Source organism: Paractinoplanes toevensis, from assembly GCF_018332695.1.
In the GTDB taxonomy this organism is placed as follows: Bacteria; Actinomycetota; Actinomycetes; order Mycobacteriales; family Micromonosporaceae; genus Actinoplanes; species Actinoplanes toevensis.
Genome location: NZ_BOQN01000017.1, coordinates 40,955 through 55,770 on the forward strand (window position 1 = coordinate 40,955; position 14,816 = coordinate 55,770).

16 protein-coding genes are annotated in these 14,816 nt (G+C 69.2%); 10 read left to right on the forward strand and 6 right to left on the reverse strand.

Annotated elements, in window-relative coordinates; translation table 11 throughout:
• Positions 1-220: 220 nt before the first annotated feature.
• The 7 genes from Ato02nite_RS07315 (at position 221) to Ato02nite_RS07345 (ending at position 7,619) form a co-directional block, all read left to right on the forward strand.
• A complete protein-coding gene (locus Ato02nite_RS07315; protein ID WP_213005628.1) occupies positions 221-1,948 on the forward strand; it encodes an ABC transporter family substrate-binding protein in 1,728 nt (575 codons plus the stop codon).
• A 65-nt stretch (positions 1,949-2,013) separates the two neighbouring features.
• Entirely contained in the window at positions 2,014-2,997 is a 984-nt protein-coding gene (locus Ato02nite_RS07320) for an ABC transporter permease (protein ID WP_213005629.1), read from the forward strand.
• Positions 2,990-3,886, forward strand: coding sequence for an ABC transporter permease (locus Ato02nite_RS07325; protein WP_213005630.1), 897 nt, complete (start codon positions 2,990-2,992; stop codon positions 3,884-3,886). The genes Ato02nite_RS07320 and Ato02nite_RS07325 overlap by 8 nt, the downstream gene beginning before the upstream one ends.
• Entirely contained in the window at positions 3,883-4,896 is a 1,014-nt protein-coding gene (locus tag Ato02nite_RS07330; RefSeq protein ID WP_213005631.1) for an ABC transporter ATP-binding protein, read from the forward strand. Before Ato02nite_RS07325 ends, Ato02nite_RS07330 begins: the two co-directional genes overlap by 4 nt.
• A complete protein-coding gene (locus Ato02nite_RS07335; RefSeq protein WP_213005632.1) occupies positions 4,893-5,894 on the forward strand; it encodes an ABC transporter ATP-binding protein in 1,002 nt (333 codons plus the stop codon). The genes Ato02nite_RS07330 and Ato02nite_RS07335 overlap by 4 nt, the downstream gene beginning before the upstream one ends.
• A 155-nt stretch (positions 5,895-6,049) precedes the next feature.
• Entirely contained in the window at positions 6,050-6,253 is a 204-nt protein-coding gene (locus Ato02nite_RS07340) for a cold-shock protein (protein WP_213005633.1), read from the forward strand.
• 67 nt (positions 6,254-6,320) lie between these two features.
• Positions 6,321-7,619, forward strand: a complete 1,299-nt coding sequence (locus Ato02nite_RS07345) for a serine/threonine-protein kinase (protein ID WP_246606235.1) — start codon at positions 6,321-6,323, stop codon at positions 7,617-7,619.
• Here the strand turns inward: Ato02nite_RS07345 and Ato02nite_RS07350 are convergent.
• The 3 genes from Ato02nite_RS07350 to Ato02nite_RS52825 form a co-directional block, all read right to left on the reverse strand.
• Positions 7,612-8,148, reverse strand: a complete 537-nt coding sequence (locus Ato02nite_RS07350) for a hypothetical protein (RefSeq protein WP_213005634.1) — start codon at positions 8,146-8,148, stop codon at positions 7,612-7,614. The two genes, Ato02nite_RS07345 and Ato02nite_RS07350, sit on opposite strands and share 8 nt — an antisense overlap.
• Before the next feature lie 85 nt (positions 8,149-8,233).
• Positions 8,234-8,788 carry an RNA polymerase sigma factor gene (locus tag Ato02nite_RS07355; RefSeq protein WP_213005635.1) on the reverse strand — a complete coding sequence of 185 codons (555 nt, stop codon included), beginning with the start codon at positions 8,786-8,788 and terminating at the stop codon, positions 8,234-8,236.
• A gap of 147 nt (positions 8,789-8,935) precedes the next feature.
• Positions 8,936-9,538: a DUF5994 family protein gene (locus Ato02nite_RS52825; protein ID WP_307853598.1), complete on the reverse strand. Its 603-nt coding sequence runs from the start codon at positions 9,536-9,538 to the stop codon at positions 8,936-8,938.
• Between the two features lie 14 nt (positions 9,539-9,552).
• On the opposite strand from Ato02nite_RS52825, the gene Ato02nite_RS07365 reads away from it, so the two are divergent.
• Both Ato02nite_RS07365 and Ato02nite_RS07370 read left to right on the forward strand, forming a co-directional pair.
• On the forward strand, positions 9,553-9,957 hold the full coding sequence (locus Ato02nite_RS07365) for a DUF5994 family protein (protein ID WP_213005637.1): 405 nt from the start codon (positions 9,553-9,555) through the stop codon (positions 9,955-9,957).
• Between the two features lie 122 nt (positions 9,958-10,079).
• Positions 10,080-10,865 carry a SigB/SigF/SigG family RNA polymerase sigma factor gene (locus Ato02nite_RS07370; protein WP_213005638.1) on the forward strand — a complete coding sequence of 262 codons (786 nt, stop codon included), beginning with the start codon at positions 10,080-10,082 and terminating at the stop codon, positions 10,863-10,865.
• Positions 10,866-10,880: 15 nt separating this feature from the next.
• Here Ato02nite_RS07370 and Ato02nite_RS07375 read toward each other — a convergent pair whose 3' ends face one another.
• A complete protein-coding gene (locus Ato02nite_RS07375; protein ID WP_213005639.1) occupies positions 10,881-11,600 on the reverse strand; it encodes a GAF and ANTAR domain-containing protein in 720 nt (239 codons plus the stop codon).
• Positions 11,601-11,605: 5 nt separating this feature from the next.
• Complete coding sequence (locus Ato02nite_RS07380; RefSeq protein WP_246606237.1) at positions 11,606-12,343, reverse strand: GAF and ANTAR domain-containing protein; 738 nt, start codon at positions 12,341-12,343, stop codon at positions 11,606-11,608.
• Between the two features lie 284 nt (positions 12,344-12,627).
• Between Ato02nite_RS07380 and Ato02nite_RS07385 the strand changes: the two genes are divergently transcribed.
• Positions 12,628-13,650 carry a fatty acid desaturase family protein gene (locus Ato02nite_RS07385; protein ID WP_213005641.1) on the forward strand — a complete coding sequence of 341 codons (1,023 nt, stop codon included), beginning with the start codon at positions 12,628-12,630 and terminating at the stop codon, positions 13,648-13,650.
• A gap of 201 nt (positions 13,651-13,851) precedes the next feature.
• Here the strand turns inward: Ato02nite_RS07385 and Ato02nite_RS07390 are convergent, their stop codons facing one another.
• Positions 13,852-14,646, reverse strand: coding sequence for a nitroreductase (locus Ato02nite_RS07390; protein WP_213005642.1), 795 nt, complete (start codon positions 14,644-14,646; stop codon positions 13,852-13,854).
• Positions 14,647-14,816 lie beyond the last annotated feature (170 nt).

The window sequence follows — 14,816 nt, forward strand, 5'->3', positions numbered from 1 at the left end:
ACTCGTTGATCACACGACGTCGGGGTGGGCGAGCTGGCTGCGGCCGGTGCAAATGGTGTAAGCAGCTCGTTAAATTGATCTAGATCAAATAACGAGATAGTCACAAGTGGATACGGGGACCTAGGCGTCCCACCACTGTGTGCAGTCAGATGTGCTCACACCGCAGTACCCGCAACGGCGACCTTCTGATCGATGGCGCCCCGGCATGCCCGGAGGAAATATGACTTTCCGTTCGAAGGGGATCGCTGTCGCGGTCGCTTCGCTGCTCGCGATAACCGCTTGCGCCGGCAGCGAAGGCACCCCGACCGAAGAACTGCTCGGCTTCGACTCCTGCGCGAAGACCCCGCTGACCTGTAATACCGGCGAGACCAAGGCCGGCGGGACGATGGTCTACTACGAAGAGCAGGACATCGCCACCTGGAACACGGTCGGCGCCGACGGCGGGCACTACGCCACCTCGGTGATGATGGGCGGGCTCATCCCCAACGTCTACTACGGCGCGCCGGACACCAAGCCCGGCCTCAACACCGACCTGGTGGTCGAGGAGCCGAAGGTAACGAACACCAACCCGCAGACCATCGTCTACAAGATCAAGCCCGAGGCCGTGTGGAGTGACGGCACGCCGATCACCGCGGACGACTTCGACTACGCGTTCCGGGCCCGTAACACCCGCGACTGCCCGGACTGCGGCACCTCGAGCAGCTCCGGCTACGACATCCTGGCCAGTGTGGTCGGTACGGACGGCGGCAAGACCGTGACCGCCACGTTCCAGCCCGGCAAGGTGTTCCCGGACTGGAAGTCGCTCTTCGGCGAGCTCTACCCGGCGCACATCGCGAAGGCGGCCGGCGACGACAAGACCCCGGCCGGTCTGGCCAAGTCCTGGACCGCGTTCGGGAAGACCCAGCCGACCTGGTCCGGCGGGCCGTTCATGATCGAGAGCTACGCCCAGGGCCAGCAGCTGGTGGAGGTGCCCAACCCGAAGTGGTGGGGCAAGAAGCCGTCGCTGGAGAAGATCATCTTCAAGATCGTGACCGACCAGTCGTCGTTCGTGCCGGCGCTGCAGAACGGCGAGATCAACGCCGGTGACCCGCAGCCCAACCTCGACATGGTCACCCAGGTGCAGAACCTGCAGGGCGTCAACTACCGGGTCGCCGGTGGGCTTTCGTGGGAGCACATCGACCTCAACCTGCAGAACAAGTTCCTGAAGGACAAGGCGCTGCGCGAGGCCATCTTCAAGGCGATCGACGTGCAGGGCATCATCAGTCGCACGGTCGGCACCTTCTGGAAAGAAGCCAAGCCGCTGATGAACCACAACTTCACCCCGGAGAGCCCGTACTACAAGGACGTGGTGAGCGACACCGGCGCCGGCAAGGCGGACGTCGAGGGCGCGAAGCAGGTCCTGACCGCCGCGGGTTACACCGGGGTCGGCACGGCGCTCAAGACGCCCAAGGGCGAGGCGGTCACGCTGCGGTTCCGGCACACCGAGGGCAACGTCAACCGGGCGGCCACGGCCGAGCTGGTGCAGGCGACGCTCAAGCAGCTCGGCATCAACATGACCATCCAGACCACCAACACGCTCGGCGCCACCCTCGACTCCGGCGACTTCGACATGATCGTCTACGCCTGGGTGAACACCCCGTTCTTCTTCCAGGGCGCCGAGCAGCTCTGGGGCAAGGACAGCGACAGCAACTACGGCCACTGGGTCAACCCGGAGGCCGACGCGGTGCTCAAGTCGGGTGTCCAGGCGGGCCTCGACGAGGCCAAGGGCGCCGACCTGCTCAACCAGGCCAACGCGTTGATGGCCAAGGACTACTACGTCCTGCCGCTGTTCCAGCGGGCCAACTTCATGGTGTCCAAGTCCGACTACGTGAACATCCGGCCGAACTCCACGTCGACCGGACCGACCTTCAACACCGAAGAGTGGGGCCTCAAGGCAACCGCCAACTAGGCGCCCGTAGTGCCGCCGGGTGCGGGATTCCCGCACCCGGCGGCCTGCTTCGATGGAGAAACCCCATGTTCGCGTACGTCGTGCGGCGGCTCATCGCCGCGATCCCGGTCCTGATCATCGCTTCCTTCCTTGCGTACGCCCTGGTGGCACTCTCGGGTGACCCACTCGAGCCGCTGAAGCTGCGCAACCCGCCCGCACCACCCCGGACCATCGAGCTGGAGACCCAGCGCCTCGGCCTGGACGACAACATCTTCGCCCGGTACGGCCACTGGCTGTGGGGCGTGCTGCACGGCAACTTCGGCGAGTCCGTGCAGAGCTCCTACGACATCGGCGCCAACCTGGCCCGTTCCTCGGTGGTGACGCTGCGGCTCGTGTTCGTCGCGATGCTGCTGGCGCTGGTCCTGGCCGTGCTCACCGGCGTGCTCAGCGCGGTCCGGCAGTACTCCAAGTTCGACTACACCACCACGTTCCTCGGCTTCGTCTTCCTCGCCATGCCGTCGTTCTGGATCGCCATCGTGCTCAAGGACTTCGCGGTCCGCTACAACAAGGCCACCGGCACCACGGTCTTCTACACGATCGGCGAGACGTCCCAGAACTACGAGAACCTGTCGGCGTTCGGGAAGTTCGCCGACGTCGCCGGGCACCTGGTGCTGCCGACGATCTCGCTGGCCCTCATCTCGTACGCGGCGTGGAGCCGCTACCAGCGGGCCGCGATGCTCGAGGTGCTCAACTCGGACTACGTCCGCCTCGCCCGGGCCAAGGGCCTGACCTGGCGCAAGGTGCTGGTCAAGCACGTGCTGCGGACCGCCCTGATCCCGCTGGTCACGGTGACCGCACTGGACATCGCCGCGATCCTCGGCGGTGCCGTGATCACCGAGACCGTCTTCAACTGGAACGGCCTCGGCCGCATGCTGCTCACCGGCGTCAGCCGGGCCGACACCAACGCGGTGGCCGGCTGGCTGCTGCTGGCCGGGCTCGTCGTCATCGCCTTCAACGTCATCGCCGATGTGCTGTACGCGGTGCTGGACCCGAGGATCCGCCATGACTAGCACCCTGCCGGTAACGCCGCCATCCGTCGTGCGCGAGCGCACCCAGTCCGAGATGGTGCTGCGCCGGTTCCGGCGGCACCGGGCCGCGGTGACCAGCCTGATCCTGTTCCTGCTGGTGGTGCTGTTCGCCTACGTCGGCCCGCTGCTGTGGACGTACACCTTCACCGACATCACCGACGACCTCTCCCAGCCGCCCTCGCTGACCCATCCGTTCGGCACCGATCTGATCGGGCACGACACGATGGCCCAGGTGATGCGCGGGACCCAGCAGTCGCTGAAGATCGCGCTCGCGATCGCCCTGATCGGCACGGTGCTCGGCTCCCTGTGGGGCGCGATCGCCGGCCTCTACCGCGGCCGGTGGGACTTCCTGATGATGCGCATCGTCGATGTCATCCTCACCCTGCCGACCATCGCGGTCGCCGCCGCGGTGGCCGCCCAGGGCGTCGGCGGGAGCCAGTGGTGGTCGATCGCGATCATCCTCGGCGCGCTGACCTGGCCGTACGTCTCACGGGTGGTTCGTGGGGTGGTTCTTTCCCTGCGGGAGCAGGAGTTCATCGAGGCGGCGCGGGCGCTCGGGGCGGGCAACGCCCGGATCATCCTGCGGCACCTGCTGCCCAACGCCCTCGGCGCGATCACCGTCACCGCCACCCTGACCATCGCCACCGGCATCCTCGGCGAGGCGGCGCTGTCCTTCCTCGGCGTCGGCGTGCAGGCCCCGGACACCTCGCTCGGCCTGCTCGTGTCGATCAACCGGGACGCGGTGAACACCCGGCCGTGGCTGTTCTACTTCCCCGGCCTGTTCATCATCCTGATCGCGCTGACCATCAACTTCATCGGCGACGGCCTGCGGGACGCGTTCGACCCCAAGCAGACGAGGGTACGGCCATGACAGCGCCTTCCGAGGTTCTCCTCGAGGTCGACGACCTCACCGTCGGGTTCCCCACCGAGGACGGCACCGTCCAGGCCGTCCGCGGCGTCTCCTACGAGGTTCGCCGGGGCGATGCCGTCGGCATCGTCGGCGAGTCCGGTTCCGGCAAGTCGGTGACCTCCCTCGCCGTGATGGGCCTGCTCCCCCGCAACGCGCGGATCACCGGCTCGATCCGCCTGCTCGGCGAGGAACTGCTGGGCCAAAGCGACGACGAGATGTCGAAGATCCGCGGCAACAAGGTCGCGATGATCTTCCAGGACCCGCTGACCTCGCTCAATCCGGTCTACACCGTCGGCACCCAGATAGCCGAGGCGATCCGGGCGCACCACGCCGTCGGTCAGGCGCGGGCGCTGCAGCAGGCGGCCGAACTGCTCGAGGTCGTCGGCATCCCGAACCCGAAACTGCGGGTCGACAGCTATCCGCACGAGATGTCCGGCGGCATGCGGCAGCGGGTCGTCATCGCGATCGCGATGGCGAACGACCCCGACCTGATCATCGCGGACGAGCCGACCACCGCGCTCGACGTGACCGTGCAGGCGCAGGTGCTGGAGGCGCTGGAGGCAGCCCGCAAGGAGACCGGCGCCGCGCTCGTCCTGATCACCCACGACCTGGGGGTCATCGCCGGGCACGCCGACCGGGTCAACGTGATGTACGCGGGCAAACTCGTCGAGACCGGCACCGTGGACGAGATCTTCTATCAGCCGCGGATGCCTTACACGCTGGGCCTGCTGGGCAGCCTGCCGCGCATCGACGAGTCCGGCCGGCCCCGGCTGATCCCGATCACCGGGACCCCGCCGTCGCTGCTCAACCTGCCGCCCGGCTGCCCGTTCGGGCCGCGCTGCCCGAAGCGCCGGGAGCTCTGCGAGGAGTCCGAGCCGGCTCTGACCGCCACCACCAACCCGCGCCACCAGGCCGCCTGCCACTTCCACTCCGAGCTCGCCTCGGCCACCGCCGAAGAGGTTTTCTCGTGACCCCGATCGTCTCCGTACGCGGGCTGGTCAAGCATTTCCCGGTCCGGTCCCGCGGCATCCTCCGGCGCCAGGTCGGCGACGTGCACGCGGTGTGCGACATCAACTTCGACATCTTCTCGCACGAGACGCTCGGCCTGGTCGGCGAGTCCGGCTGCGGCAAGACCACCACCGGGCGCCTGCTGCTCAACCTGGTGCCGGCCACGGCCGGCGAGATCCGCTTCCAGGACCGCGACATCGTGCCGCTGTCCCGCGGCCAGATGCGGCCGCTGCGGCGCGAGATGCAGATCGTCTTCCAGGACCCGTACGCGTCGCTGGACCCGCGGATGACGGTCAACGAGGTCATCGCCGAGCCGCTGCGCATCCACGGCCTCTACCGCCGGGACAAGGTGCGCGATCTGCTCAAGATGGTCGGCCTGAGCCCGGAGCACGGCAACCGGTACGCGCACGAGTTCTCCGGCGGTCAGCGCCAGCGCATCGGCGTGGCCCGAGCCCTGGCCCTGCAACCGAAGCTGCTGGTGCTGGACGAGCCGGTGTCGGCCCTGGACGTCTCGATCCAGGCCGGCGTCATCAACCTCCTCGAGGACCTGCAGGACGAGCTGGGCCTGTCCTATCTGTTCATCTCGCACGACCTGTCGGTGGTGCGGCACATCGCCGACCGGGTGGCGGTGATGTATCTGGGGCGGATCGTGGAGACGGCGCCGGTGGAGGACCTTTTCCGCAATGCCGCTCACCCGTACACCCAGGCCCTGATCTCGGCGATTCCGTTGCCCGACCCGAAAAAGGAACGGACCCGGAAACGAATAATTCTCGCCGGTGACGTACCGAGCCCGGTCACCCCGCCCAGCGGTTGCCGTTTCCGGACCCGATGCCCGAAGTTCGCCGGGCAACTCACCGATGACGAACGCGAGAAATGCAGCACCGAAATTCCCGCGCTCGCCGAGCGTGGCCAGGGTCATCAGACCGCCTGTCACTATGCCGAAGCGCTGACCCTCATTTAGCTCGTGCTAGCCTTAGGCCGTTGCAGTTTTGATTTCCTGAGACGTTCAGACGCCTGATGGGTCATCTTCGACCTGTCAGGCGTTTTCACTTTCGAAATCGATGCGGCGGCGCGCGGTTCCGCACAGTGCGGTCCCGCAAAAATCAAGGAGAAATAGTGGCTTCCGGTACCGTCAAGTGGTTCAACGGTGACAAGGGCTTCGGATTCATCACGCCGGACGGCGGTGGCGCCGACGTGTTCGCACACTTCTCGGCCATCGCGACCTCGGGCTTCCGCACCCTCGAGGAGAACCAGCGGGTCGAGTTCGACGTGGCCCAGGGCGCCAAGGGCCCGCAGGCGGAGAACATCCGCCCGGTCTGATCCAGCGGCTTGGTGACGGCCGGTCGCTCGACCGGCCGGCACGGCGCCGGCACTCTATGCTCGATCCGTGGTGACCTCTCCGGTCCGGATCGGGTCGTACCGCATCGAGCGGTTGCTCGGCATCGGTTCCTTCGCGACCGTTTGGCTGGGATACGACGCGGCGCTCGGCGCCCGTGTGGCGATCAAGGTGCTGGCCGAGAACTGGAGCCACGACCTGCGCATCCGGGAGCGCTTCCTGGATGAAGCCCGCATGCTCTGGCAATTGAACGACGAACGCATCGTCTCGGTGCACGCCCTCGGTGAGTTACCCGACGGGCGGCCGTACTCGGTGATGGGCTGGGCGGACGGCGGCAGCCTCCGCGATCGACTGGCCCGCGGACCGATCCCGACCCGGCAGGCCACACCGCTGTTGCGAGCCATCTGCGATGGCGTCGCGGTGCTGCACGATCACGGCATCATCCATCGTGACCTGACGCCGGGAAACATCCTGTTCCGCTCCCGGCGCGAGGGCGTCGAGCAGGTCCTGGTCGCCGATCTGGGGCTGGCCAAAGCGCTCGCCACCGCCTCCGGCATGACCGCCCGGGCGGGAACGCCCGGCTACATGGCACCCGAGCAGGACGAACCGCTGGCGATCGTCGACCGGCGCACCGACGTCTACGGCCTGGGCCAGCTCGGGATACGGCTGCTCGGTGCACCGGTGCGCCGTAAACCGGACGGGCCGGTGCGGCTCCGCCCCGGCGTGCCGCGCAAGGTCGCCGAGGTGCTCCGGACCGCCACGTCGCAGCGGCCGGCCGGCCGCTACCGGGATGCCCGGGCGATGGCGGCGGCCCTGGACCGGGCCACCGCCACGAAGCCCATCGCCCGCGCGGCCCGGGTGACGATGGTGTTCGCGTCGGCGGCCGCGGTGTCCGTGCTCGCGTCCGACACGGTGGGCCGCCGTTTCTCGCCGGAGTCGGGGACGGCGGTGGACCCGACCGGCCGGATCTCCGTACGCCTCCCGGCGGGCTGGCAGGCCCAGGCCGGCCGATGGTCCGGGCCGGCGCTGCTGATCTCCCCCGACCCGGCCCGCTGGCGCACCGACGACGCCGTCCGGGGCGCGTTCCTCTGGTTCACCCGCGACGGCGGCTCACCGGACGGTTTCGTCGCCCGCATTCCGCACGCCGACTGCACGCCGGAACCGGTGCGGCACAGCCGGCTGGCCGGCATCGACTGGGTGATCGCCGCCTACCTCTGCCCGGGCCGGCGCGGCCCGCTGGTCGAGGCGGCCGCCACCGGGCTGGTGTACGTGCAGATCGCACCACCGGCGAACAACCCGTCGGCTTTCGTCGACACGCTGCTCGCCGGGGTGCGGGTGCGGTCTAACTGATGACCACGACCTCGATCGTGTACGTCTGCTCGTCCCGCGGGATGGTGACGGTGACCGTTCCCGGCCGGAGGAAACGGATGTCCTCCACGCCGCCCTCGTAGCTCTTCGACCGCAGCGACTCGGGGGTCGCGGTCACCAGTCCCGGCCCGGTGCCCTGCAGGCGCAGGACCCCACCGGTGTGGAAGCACATCGACTTGACCAGGTCCAGCACGGTGTTGTTCAGGTCCAGGTCGTACCGGACGGCGCCCAGGCAGCTGCCGGTCGACCTGGTCGAGGTCGGCTTCGGCCGGGTCGTGGTGCGGCCCGGTTCGACCGTACGGGTCTTGGGCGGCGCCGCCGGTCTCGTGGTGGTGACCGCCGGGCTCACGGCCTCGGCCGACGCGCTGGGCGGCGCCGTCGGGGTCCGGGGGGTGGCCGCCTCCGCGGGCCGTGGTGACACCGCCGGGCCGCCGCAGGCGGCCAGTGGAATCGCGGCGATCAGGGCGAGTGCACCGGTGGCCGCGATCCGGCGGAATTTCGAGTGACACATAACGACTCTCTTTCGTCGACTTCTTGCTCGGTCACTCTGTTGGTCACGCCGGCACCCCCTTTTGTTCGCGGTTTCGCAAGGTCATTTACCGGTAGTCGCTCAGCCGGAGACGAAGGCGCCGCCGGGCCTCGTGGATCCGCGACTTCACGGTTCCCTCCGGCACGTCGAGCAGCGCGGCGATGTCGGCGTATCCGAGGCCGAGGACGTCCCGCAGGGTGGCCGCCTCCGCGTACTCCGCGGGCAGCTCGTCGAGGGCGTCCAGCAGGTCCAGCCGGGTGCCGGCGACGACGCTGGTCCGTCGCGGGTCGGGCGGGTCGGGCAGCGGCGCGCCACCCGCCTCGCCGTCGTAACGGCGGCGCATGGCCTGGTAGGTCGACCGCGCCCGGTTGGCGGTGAGGCCGTACAGCCAGGTCCGGAACGTGGAGCGGCCCTGGAAGCTCGCGATGCCGCGGGTCACCGCCCACAGCGCGTCCTGGCACGCCTCCTCCGCGTCCTCGCGGTTCGGCAGGAAGCGCGCACACAGCCGGAGGGTTTCCGGCCGGATCGCGGCCAGGAGAGCGTTCAGCGCGAGCGGATCACCCGCGGCCGCTCCGCGTGCCAGTGTCTCGATATCGACTTCGACAATTGCCGGATGCGCCATTCACCGAGCATGCGCGCAATTGTCAAAGCCGGCGATTCGGCGGCATGCCACATAAGAAGATCAGGCGCGCGGCGGAACGCGAAGGACGAGCAGAGCGGTGTCGTCGCCGGCCCAGCCGCCGTGCTGGGCGGCCGGCGCGGCGGCGGGCTAGGACCCGGCCCGCTGCGCGGGAATGGGGCCTGGCGCGACGCGCAGGCTGAACGAATCACCACCGGCGCAGCGCACGATCATCAGCGACGGGGACAGATCGGAGCAGTAACCGACGCTGATCGTCCGGCCGCCCACGACGACCTGGTGCGGGCGGGCCGACCAGCCCGCGGCGCTGAGCAGCAGCCGAGACACCGGACCGCGCGCCTCCTGGAGGATCGGCAGCATCACGGGCAGTTCCACGCTCGGATCGGCCGACTCCGGACACCAACTGCCGTCGAGCAATGTCTGGTGGAACCAGACGGGCTCGAACCGCACACGGGGCGACGCGAGCAAGGGGGGTGAAGCCATGAAGAGGTTCCCATCGTCGGGGACCAACGCGGGCGCGGGGCCCAACCCGGGGAAGGGGCGAGGACGAGGTCCACCGAGGCCGGTGATGACACGCGCCGGCGGCGGAGCCGCCGGTCGCCACCCACGGTACGCGCAGGCCGCCGGGGAAGCGCGTAGGATGGGGCTACACCGGCATCTCGACTTTCTCCGACGAGCGCATCGCGCCCGCCCCTGAGGGCGGACGTCGTCGAGCGAGAGGCTTCCTGATGACATCGACCACTACTGACATGCGTCTGCGGCTGGATCCGAATTCCTCCCGGACCACCGTCCTCGACGGGGCCTGGTGGCCCCGGTCGAAGAACGCGGCCGACGAACTCCCCCGGCTGGTCGACGCCCTGGGCGACGCCCGCGGCGAGATCACCCACATGCTGCTGAACGCCGCCGAGTGGGACCTCCCGCATGCCCGGCGGGCCGCCACCGGTTCCCGCCGGGTGAACCTCGGGTGGTACACCTCCCAGCCGGCCGGGTTGATCACCGTGGTGAGCGAATTCGGGCGCGACCGATTCGACCTGCTGGTAGTCCCGCCGGACGCGAGCCCGGCCTCGGCCGACGCCGCGCTGACCGCCGCGGCCGACAGCAACAACAAGCGGCGCGCGCCCGAATTGCTCGCCGGCATCGAGCACGTTTCCTGAGTTCTCGCGACTGATCGGCTCCAGCGGGTCCGGACGGGTCTAGTGTTGGTCGTGCCGGCCCCGGACGGGGCCTGCTGCCCCAGACCTCGGCATGGCGATGCTTCCTTTCTCAAGGGGGATCCATGCTCGAGTCGACTGGTCATCGCGCCTTCGAGTCAACCTCGCCGGGCGAACTTCTGACGGCCCTGGCTGCTCTGCCCGCCGGGCACCCGGCGCGCCCGGCCCTGCGGGATCGGGCCATCGAGGCGTGGTTGCCCCTGGCCCGGCGCCTCGCCGCCCGATATTGCCGCCGCGGCGAACACGTCGATGACCTCGTCCAGACCGCCATCGTGGGCCTGATCAATGCGGTCGACCGGTTCGACCCCGGCCGCGGAGTCGACTTCGCCGGCTACGCCATCCCGACCGTCGTCGGCGAGATCAAGCGCTACTTCCGCGATCGGACCTGGGCGATCCGGGTACCGCGCCGGCTCCAGGAGCTGCGACTCGCGATCACCGCGGCCAACGGCGAGCTGACCCAGACGCTGGGCCGGTCGCCGACCGTGACCGACGTCGCCGCGCACCTGGGTGTCAGCGAGGAGACCGTGCTGGAGGGCATCGAGGGTGCCCTCCTCTACACCGCGACGTCGTTGTCCGCGCCGGTCAGCCACGACGGCCGGCACGAGCTGGGCGACACTCTCGGCGACGAGGACCACGAGTACGACCTGGTGGAGGCCCGGGTTGCGCTCGGCCCCGCGATGGCGGCGGTCCTCGACGAGCGGGAACGGACGATCCTGACCCTGCGCTTCTACGGCAACCTCAGCCAGGCCGAGATCGCCGGGCGAGTGGGAATCTCCCAGATGCACGTGTCCCGCCTGGTCGCGCGCTCACTCCGCCGGCTTCGCCACGAGATGGACCCGGAACTGAGCTGAGCCCGATCGCCGGAACTACGTCAGGTCGGCCGCCACGGGCAGATCGGTGACGATGCGGTTGGCGACGTCGCCGAGGCGCCGGTTGTGGCTGCGGGCGTAGTCACGGATCACGACGAACGCCTCATCGGGGGTCATCCCTCGGGTCTGCGCGATGATGCCTTTGGCCTGCTCGATGATGACCCGGCTGTTCAGGGCCTTCTGCAGTTGCTCGGTGAGGACCTCGCCGCGGCGGATGGCGCGTTCCTGAAGCAGTCCGATCACGGCGACGTCGGCCAGCGACTGCACGATGTGGGAGTCCGACTCGTCGAGCTCGACGGCACCGGCGAAGACGCCCATCGCGCCGATCACCTCCTTGCGCAGGCGCAGGGGGAACGCGTGCACCGAGTGGAAGCCGGCCTCGGACGCGCGGGGCGCGAACTTGGTCCATCGGCTCTCGGCAACGGCGAGGTTCACGTTGGTCACCGGGTGGCCGGTGCGGAAGGCGTCCAGGCAGGGACCGTCGTCGTACTGCAGCTGAATGAGCTCCATGAGCCGGGCGTTCTCGTCGGACGCGGCCATGAAGTTGAGCCGGTTGCGGTGGTCGGCGAGCATCAGGCCGACCGCCGCGGTGTCGAAGAACTCCGCTACCCGCGAAGTGAGCATCTGCAGGAACTCGATCACGTCGAACTCGTCGACGAGTGTGTCGGCGACCTCAACGAACACGGACGCGAGCCGTGCGGCGGAAACAGTGGACATCAGGCCTACCGTTTCTCTTCGGACTGGTCGCTGTCGAAGGCCAGCCTACGCGCCACCACGTCGCGTGCGACCTCTCCCAGCGGACGGTTCTCGGCGTAGGAGTGTGCGCGCAGCCGAGCGAGCGCGTCGACCAGGGATATGCCCATCTGCACCGACACCATGCCCTGCGCCTGATACACCTCCGCGCGCTGCCCCATCACCTCGTCGAGGCCCTCGGCCGCCGCGCCCGGGGCCGCCCGTTCCTGCTCGTCGAGCAACGTCGTGACCGCGACGTCGGCGAAGGTCAGCGCCTGGCGGAACTGCCGGGCCGACAGCGCGCCCTCCTCGGCCCGGAACACGTCGAGGACACCGAGACGTGCGGCACCGACCTGCAGCGGGAACGCGAACACCGCCCGCATCCCACAGCCGTGAACGGCCGGCGCGTACCCGGGCCACCGATGCATCGCCGCGCCGGCCAGTTCCGGGACCAGCACCGGCTGGCGGGTGGCGAACGCGTCCAGGCAGGGACCTTCGCCGAGGGTGAACTGAAGTTCCTCGATGGCTTCGTAGGGCGGCTCGGACACCGCGGCCACGCCGCGCATGCCGCCCTCGCCCATCACGCTCACCCCCACTCCCGAGGCGGACAGCGACCGTCCGGCGGCGCTGCACAACCGGCGCAACGCTCCACCGACTCCGGCCCGATCATCGGTACGCGGCGGTTCGTCGGCGATCAGGCGCGCGACCCGCGCGAGCAGTTCATCCACGGTCCGCACCCGGAAAAAGGCCGCAGACCTTTCCAAACACGCGACAGCTCACGGCCGCACCTCTCCTTGACCCGAGGAACCGCCGTGGTCCGGGGCAGCAGCCTGTTGGATATCTCGCGATCCTAATGGCGACCATACGCCGAGGTAGCATGATGCCCGGCCCGGTGGGTGGCAAACATCTGCGTCGTTGGCGGTGTGAACGCGCCCCACGTGGGTACTACTCAGGTCTGCTCGCCCCGGACCCCGGCGACGTTTCCCACTGGCGGCGTCGAGCTGGAGCGTCCATGCAGTCAACCGAGGCGATCGCGCCCCCGCGCGGTAGCGCTTACGCGGAACTATCTCGAACGATCAAGCAGGCCGGGCTCCTGGACCGGCGTCCGGGTTACTACACCGGACAGATCGCCCTGATTCTCGTCCTCTGCGCGGCCGGAGTGGCCGCGTTCCTGGTCATCGGCGACTCGTGGTGGCAGTTGGCCATGGCGGCGTACTTCGCGGTCGTGTCGACCCAGCTGGGGTTCCTCGGCCACGACGCCGGGCACAAGCAGATCTTCCGCTCAGCCCGGGCGAACTATCTGCTCGGCGTCGCGTTCGCGAACCTGGGTGTGGGATTCAGCTACGGCTGGTGGGTGGACAAGCACAGCCGCCACCACGCCCACCCCAACGACGAGGACAAGGACCCGGACATCGGGGCCGGCGCGCTGATCTTCACCACCGGGCAGGCGGAGGCCAGCGGGCCGATCGCCCGGATGTTCTACCGCTACCAGGCGTGGACGTTCTTCCCGTTGCTGCTGCTCGAGTCGCTCAACCTGCGGGTCGCGAGCGTGCGATATCTCCGGAACGAGCGGGACCGGCCGCGGTGGCGCGAGGCGCTGCTCATCGGGGTGCACGTGGTCGCGTACCTGGCGCTGGTCTTTCTGGTTCTCTCGCCCGGCAAGGCGGTCGCGTTCATCGCGATACACCAGGGATTGTTCGGCCTCTATCTCGGCTGCTCCTTCGCGCCCAACCACAAGGGCATGCCCCCGCTCAGCGCCGCCGACGACGCCGACTACCTGCGCCGGCAGGTCCTCACCTCGCGCAACGTGCGTGGCCACTGGCTCACCGACTTCACCCTCGGCGGTCTCAATTACCAGATCGAGCACCACCTGTTCCCGTCGATGCCGCGCGGCAACCTGCGCCACGCTCAGCCCGTCGTCCAGGCCTTCTGCCGCGACCACCAGGTGTCCTACCTGGAGACCGGCCTGATCCCGTCGTACGCGCAGGCGTTGCGGCACCTCGACACGATCGGCCGCTATCCCGTCAAGTCCTAGACACCCGGGTCGCCCGCCGTCCAATGACGTCCGGTCGGCGGCCCGGGCCGGTCTGCGGGTCGGCGTCGGCACGACTGCCCGGTGAGCCGGTTCCCCCTCGAAACCAGCGCACCGGGCGAGCCGCGTACCGGAAAATGGCTCGGGTGGGATCAGGCGGCGGCCATCATGTGCAGCCCCTGGACCGGCAGGTAAAGGCGCAGGTCAGTACCGTTCGATGATCTGGTCGGCCGGCCGGCGAAAGGTGTGCGGCACGCCGGCACCGGCGGGACCGGCCGTTCCGAGGCGGAGGATCAGGCAGGGAAAGCCGGTGTCGGCGATCATCGCGCGCAACGCCCGGCGGGTGGCGACGGTCTCGATCAGGACGCTGTCCGGCGTGACCGAGACATCGTGTCCGGTGGCGGTGAGCCAGCCGGCGGAGAGTGCTTCGCCGGCCCGGAGCCAGTCGAACGGTTCGTCGTGCGCGGCGTGCAGCAGGACGGTGTCCGCGTCGCCTGCCTGGTCGGCCCGCAGTTCGTAGAGCCGGGTGTCCTCGGTCATGACAGCGGTGGTGATCGCCGTCAGGGCGGCCCGGTCCACCGGGGTGCCGTCGGCCGGGGACCGGACGACGGCGCCCCGGGCCGGGATCGCGCGGAGCAGCCTCGCGGCGGGAAGGTCGGCCGGCGCCCGCCGGTGGACGTGCAGCCGGGCGAGCAGATCACGATCGGCGCCCTGCAGCATCCGGTTCACCGTGATCTGCCAGCCGTGCGCGGCCATCGCGATCCGGGCGTGGTGCAGGGCCGCACCGCAGCTCAGGGTGGCCAGCCGACCGTCGGGATCGGAGTCCGGCAGGACGCGGCTGCGAACCAGATGCAGGTCGAGGGTGTCACCGGTGAGCCGCCACCGCCACGGCTGGGTGTCGCGGATCGAGGGAGCGTAACCGGCGGTCTCCGCGGCATCGGCCAGCGCCAGGGCCGCGGTTCGCGTATCGGCGGGGTAGGTCAGGGCGTCGATTTCCATGAGGAGCGTCCTTGCCGGGTAGGTCATGCCGACGGCCGCCCGGTTTGGCAGAGGCGACACCTCTGGTGACACGCCGGACGTCAGGTATTACCCGCGGGGTCCAGGCGGTGGAGGTGCGCTGGTCGTCGACGCGATGCGCCGGCCGAGTCCTGCGGTAACCCTACTCCGCT

What these genes read in the sequence shown, in the direction of transcription:
- Ato02nite_RS07315 (WP_213005628.1), top strand. Translation starts at nt 221, where the DNA reads ATGACTTTCCGTTCGAAGGGGATCGCTGTCGCGGTCGCTTCGCTGCTC.
- Ato02nite_RS07320 (WP_213005629.1), top strand. Translation starts at nt 2,014, where the DNA reads ATGTTCGCGTACGTCGTGCGGCGGCTCATCGCCGCGATCCCGGTCCTG.
- Ato02nite_RS07325 (WP_213005630.1), top strand. Translation starts at nt 2,990, where the DNA reads ATGACTAGCACCCTGCCGGTAACGCCGCCATCCGTCGTGCGCGAGCGC.
- Ato02nite_RS07330 (WP_213005631.1), top strand. Translation starts at nt 3,883, where the DNA reads ATGACAGCGCCTTCCGAGGTTCTCCTCGAGGTCGACGACCTCACCGTC.
- Ato02nite_RS07350 (WP_213005634.1), bottom strand. Translation starts at nt 8,148, where the DNA reads ATGTGTCACTCGAAATTCCGCCGGATCGCGGCCACCGGTGCACTCGCC.
- Ato02nite_RS07355 (WP_213005635.1), bottom strand. Translation starts at nt 8,788, where the DNA reads ATGGCGCATCCGGCAATTGTCGAAGTCGATATCGAGACACTGGCACGC.
- Ato02nite_RS52825 (WP_307853598.1), bottom strand. Translation starts at nt 9,538, where the DNA reads ATGTCATCAGGAAGCCTCTCGCTCGACGACGTCCGCCCTCAGGGGCGG.
- Ato02nite_RS07365 (WP_213005637.1), top strand. Translation starts at nt 9,553, where the DNA reads ATGCGTCTGCGGCTGGATCCGAATTCCTCCCGGACCACCGTCCTCGAC.
- Ato02nite_RS07370 (WP_213005638.1), top strand. Translation starts at nt 10,080, where the DNA reads ATGCTCGAGTCGACTGGTCATCGCGCCTTCGAGTCAACCTCGCCGGGC.
- Ato02nite_RS07375 (WP_213005639.1), bottom strand. Translation starts at nt 11,600, where the DNA reads ATGTCCACTGTTTCCGCCGCACGGCTCGCGTCCGTGTTCGTTGAGGTC.
- Ato02nite_RS07385 (WP_213005641.1), top strand. Translation starts at nt 12,628, where the DNA reads ATGCAGTCAACCGAGGCGATCGCGCCCCCGCGCGGTAGCGCTTACGCG.
- Ato02nite_RS07390 (WP_213005642.1), bottom strand. Translation starts at nt 14,646, where the DNA reads ATGGAAATCGACGCCCTGACCTACCCCGCCGATACGCGAACCGCGGCC.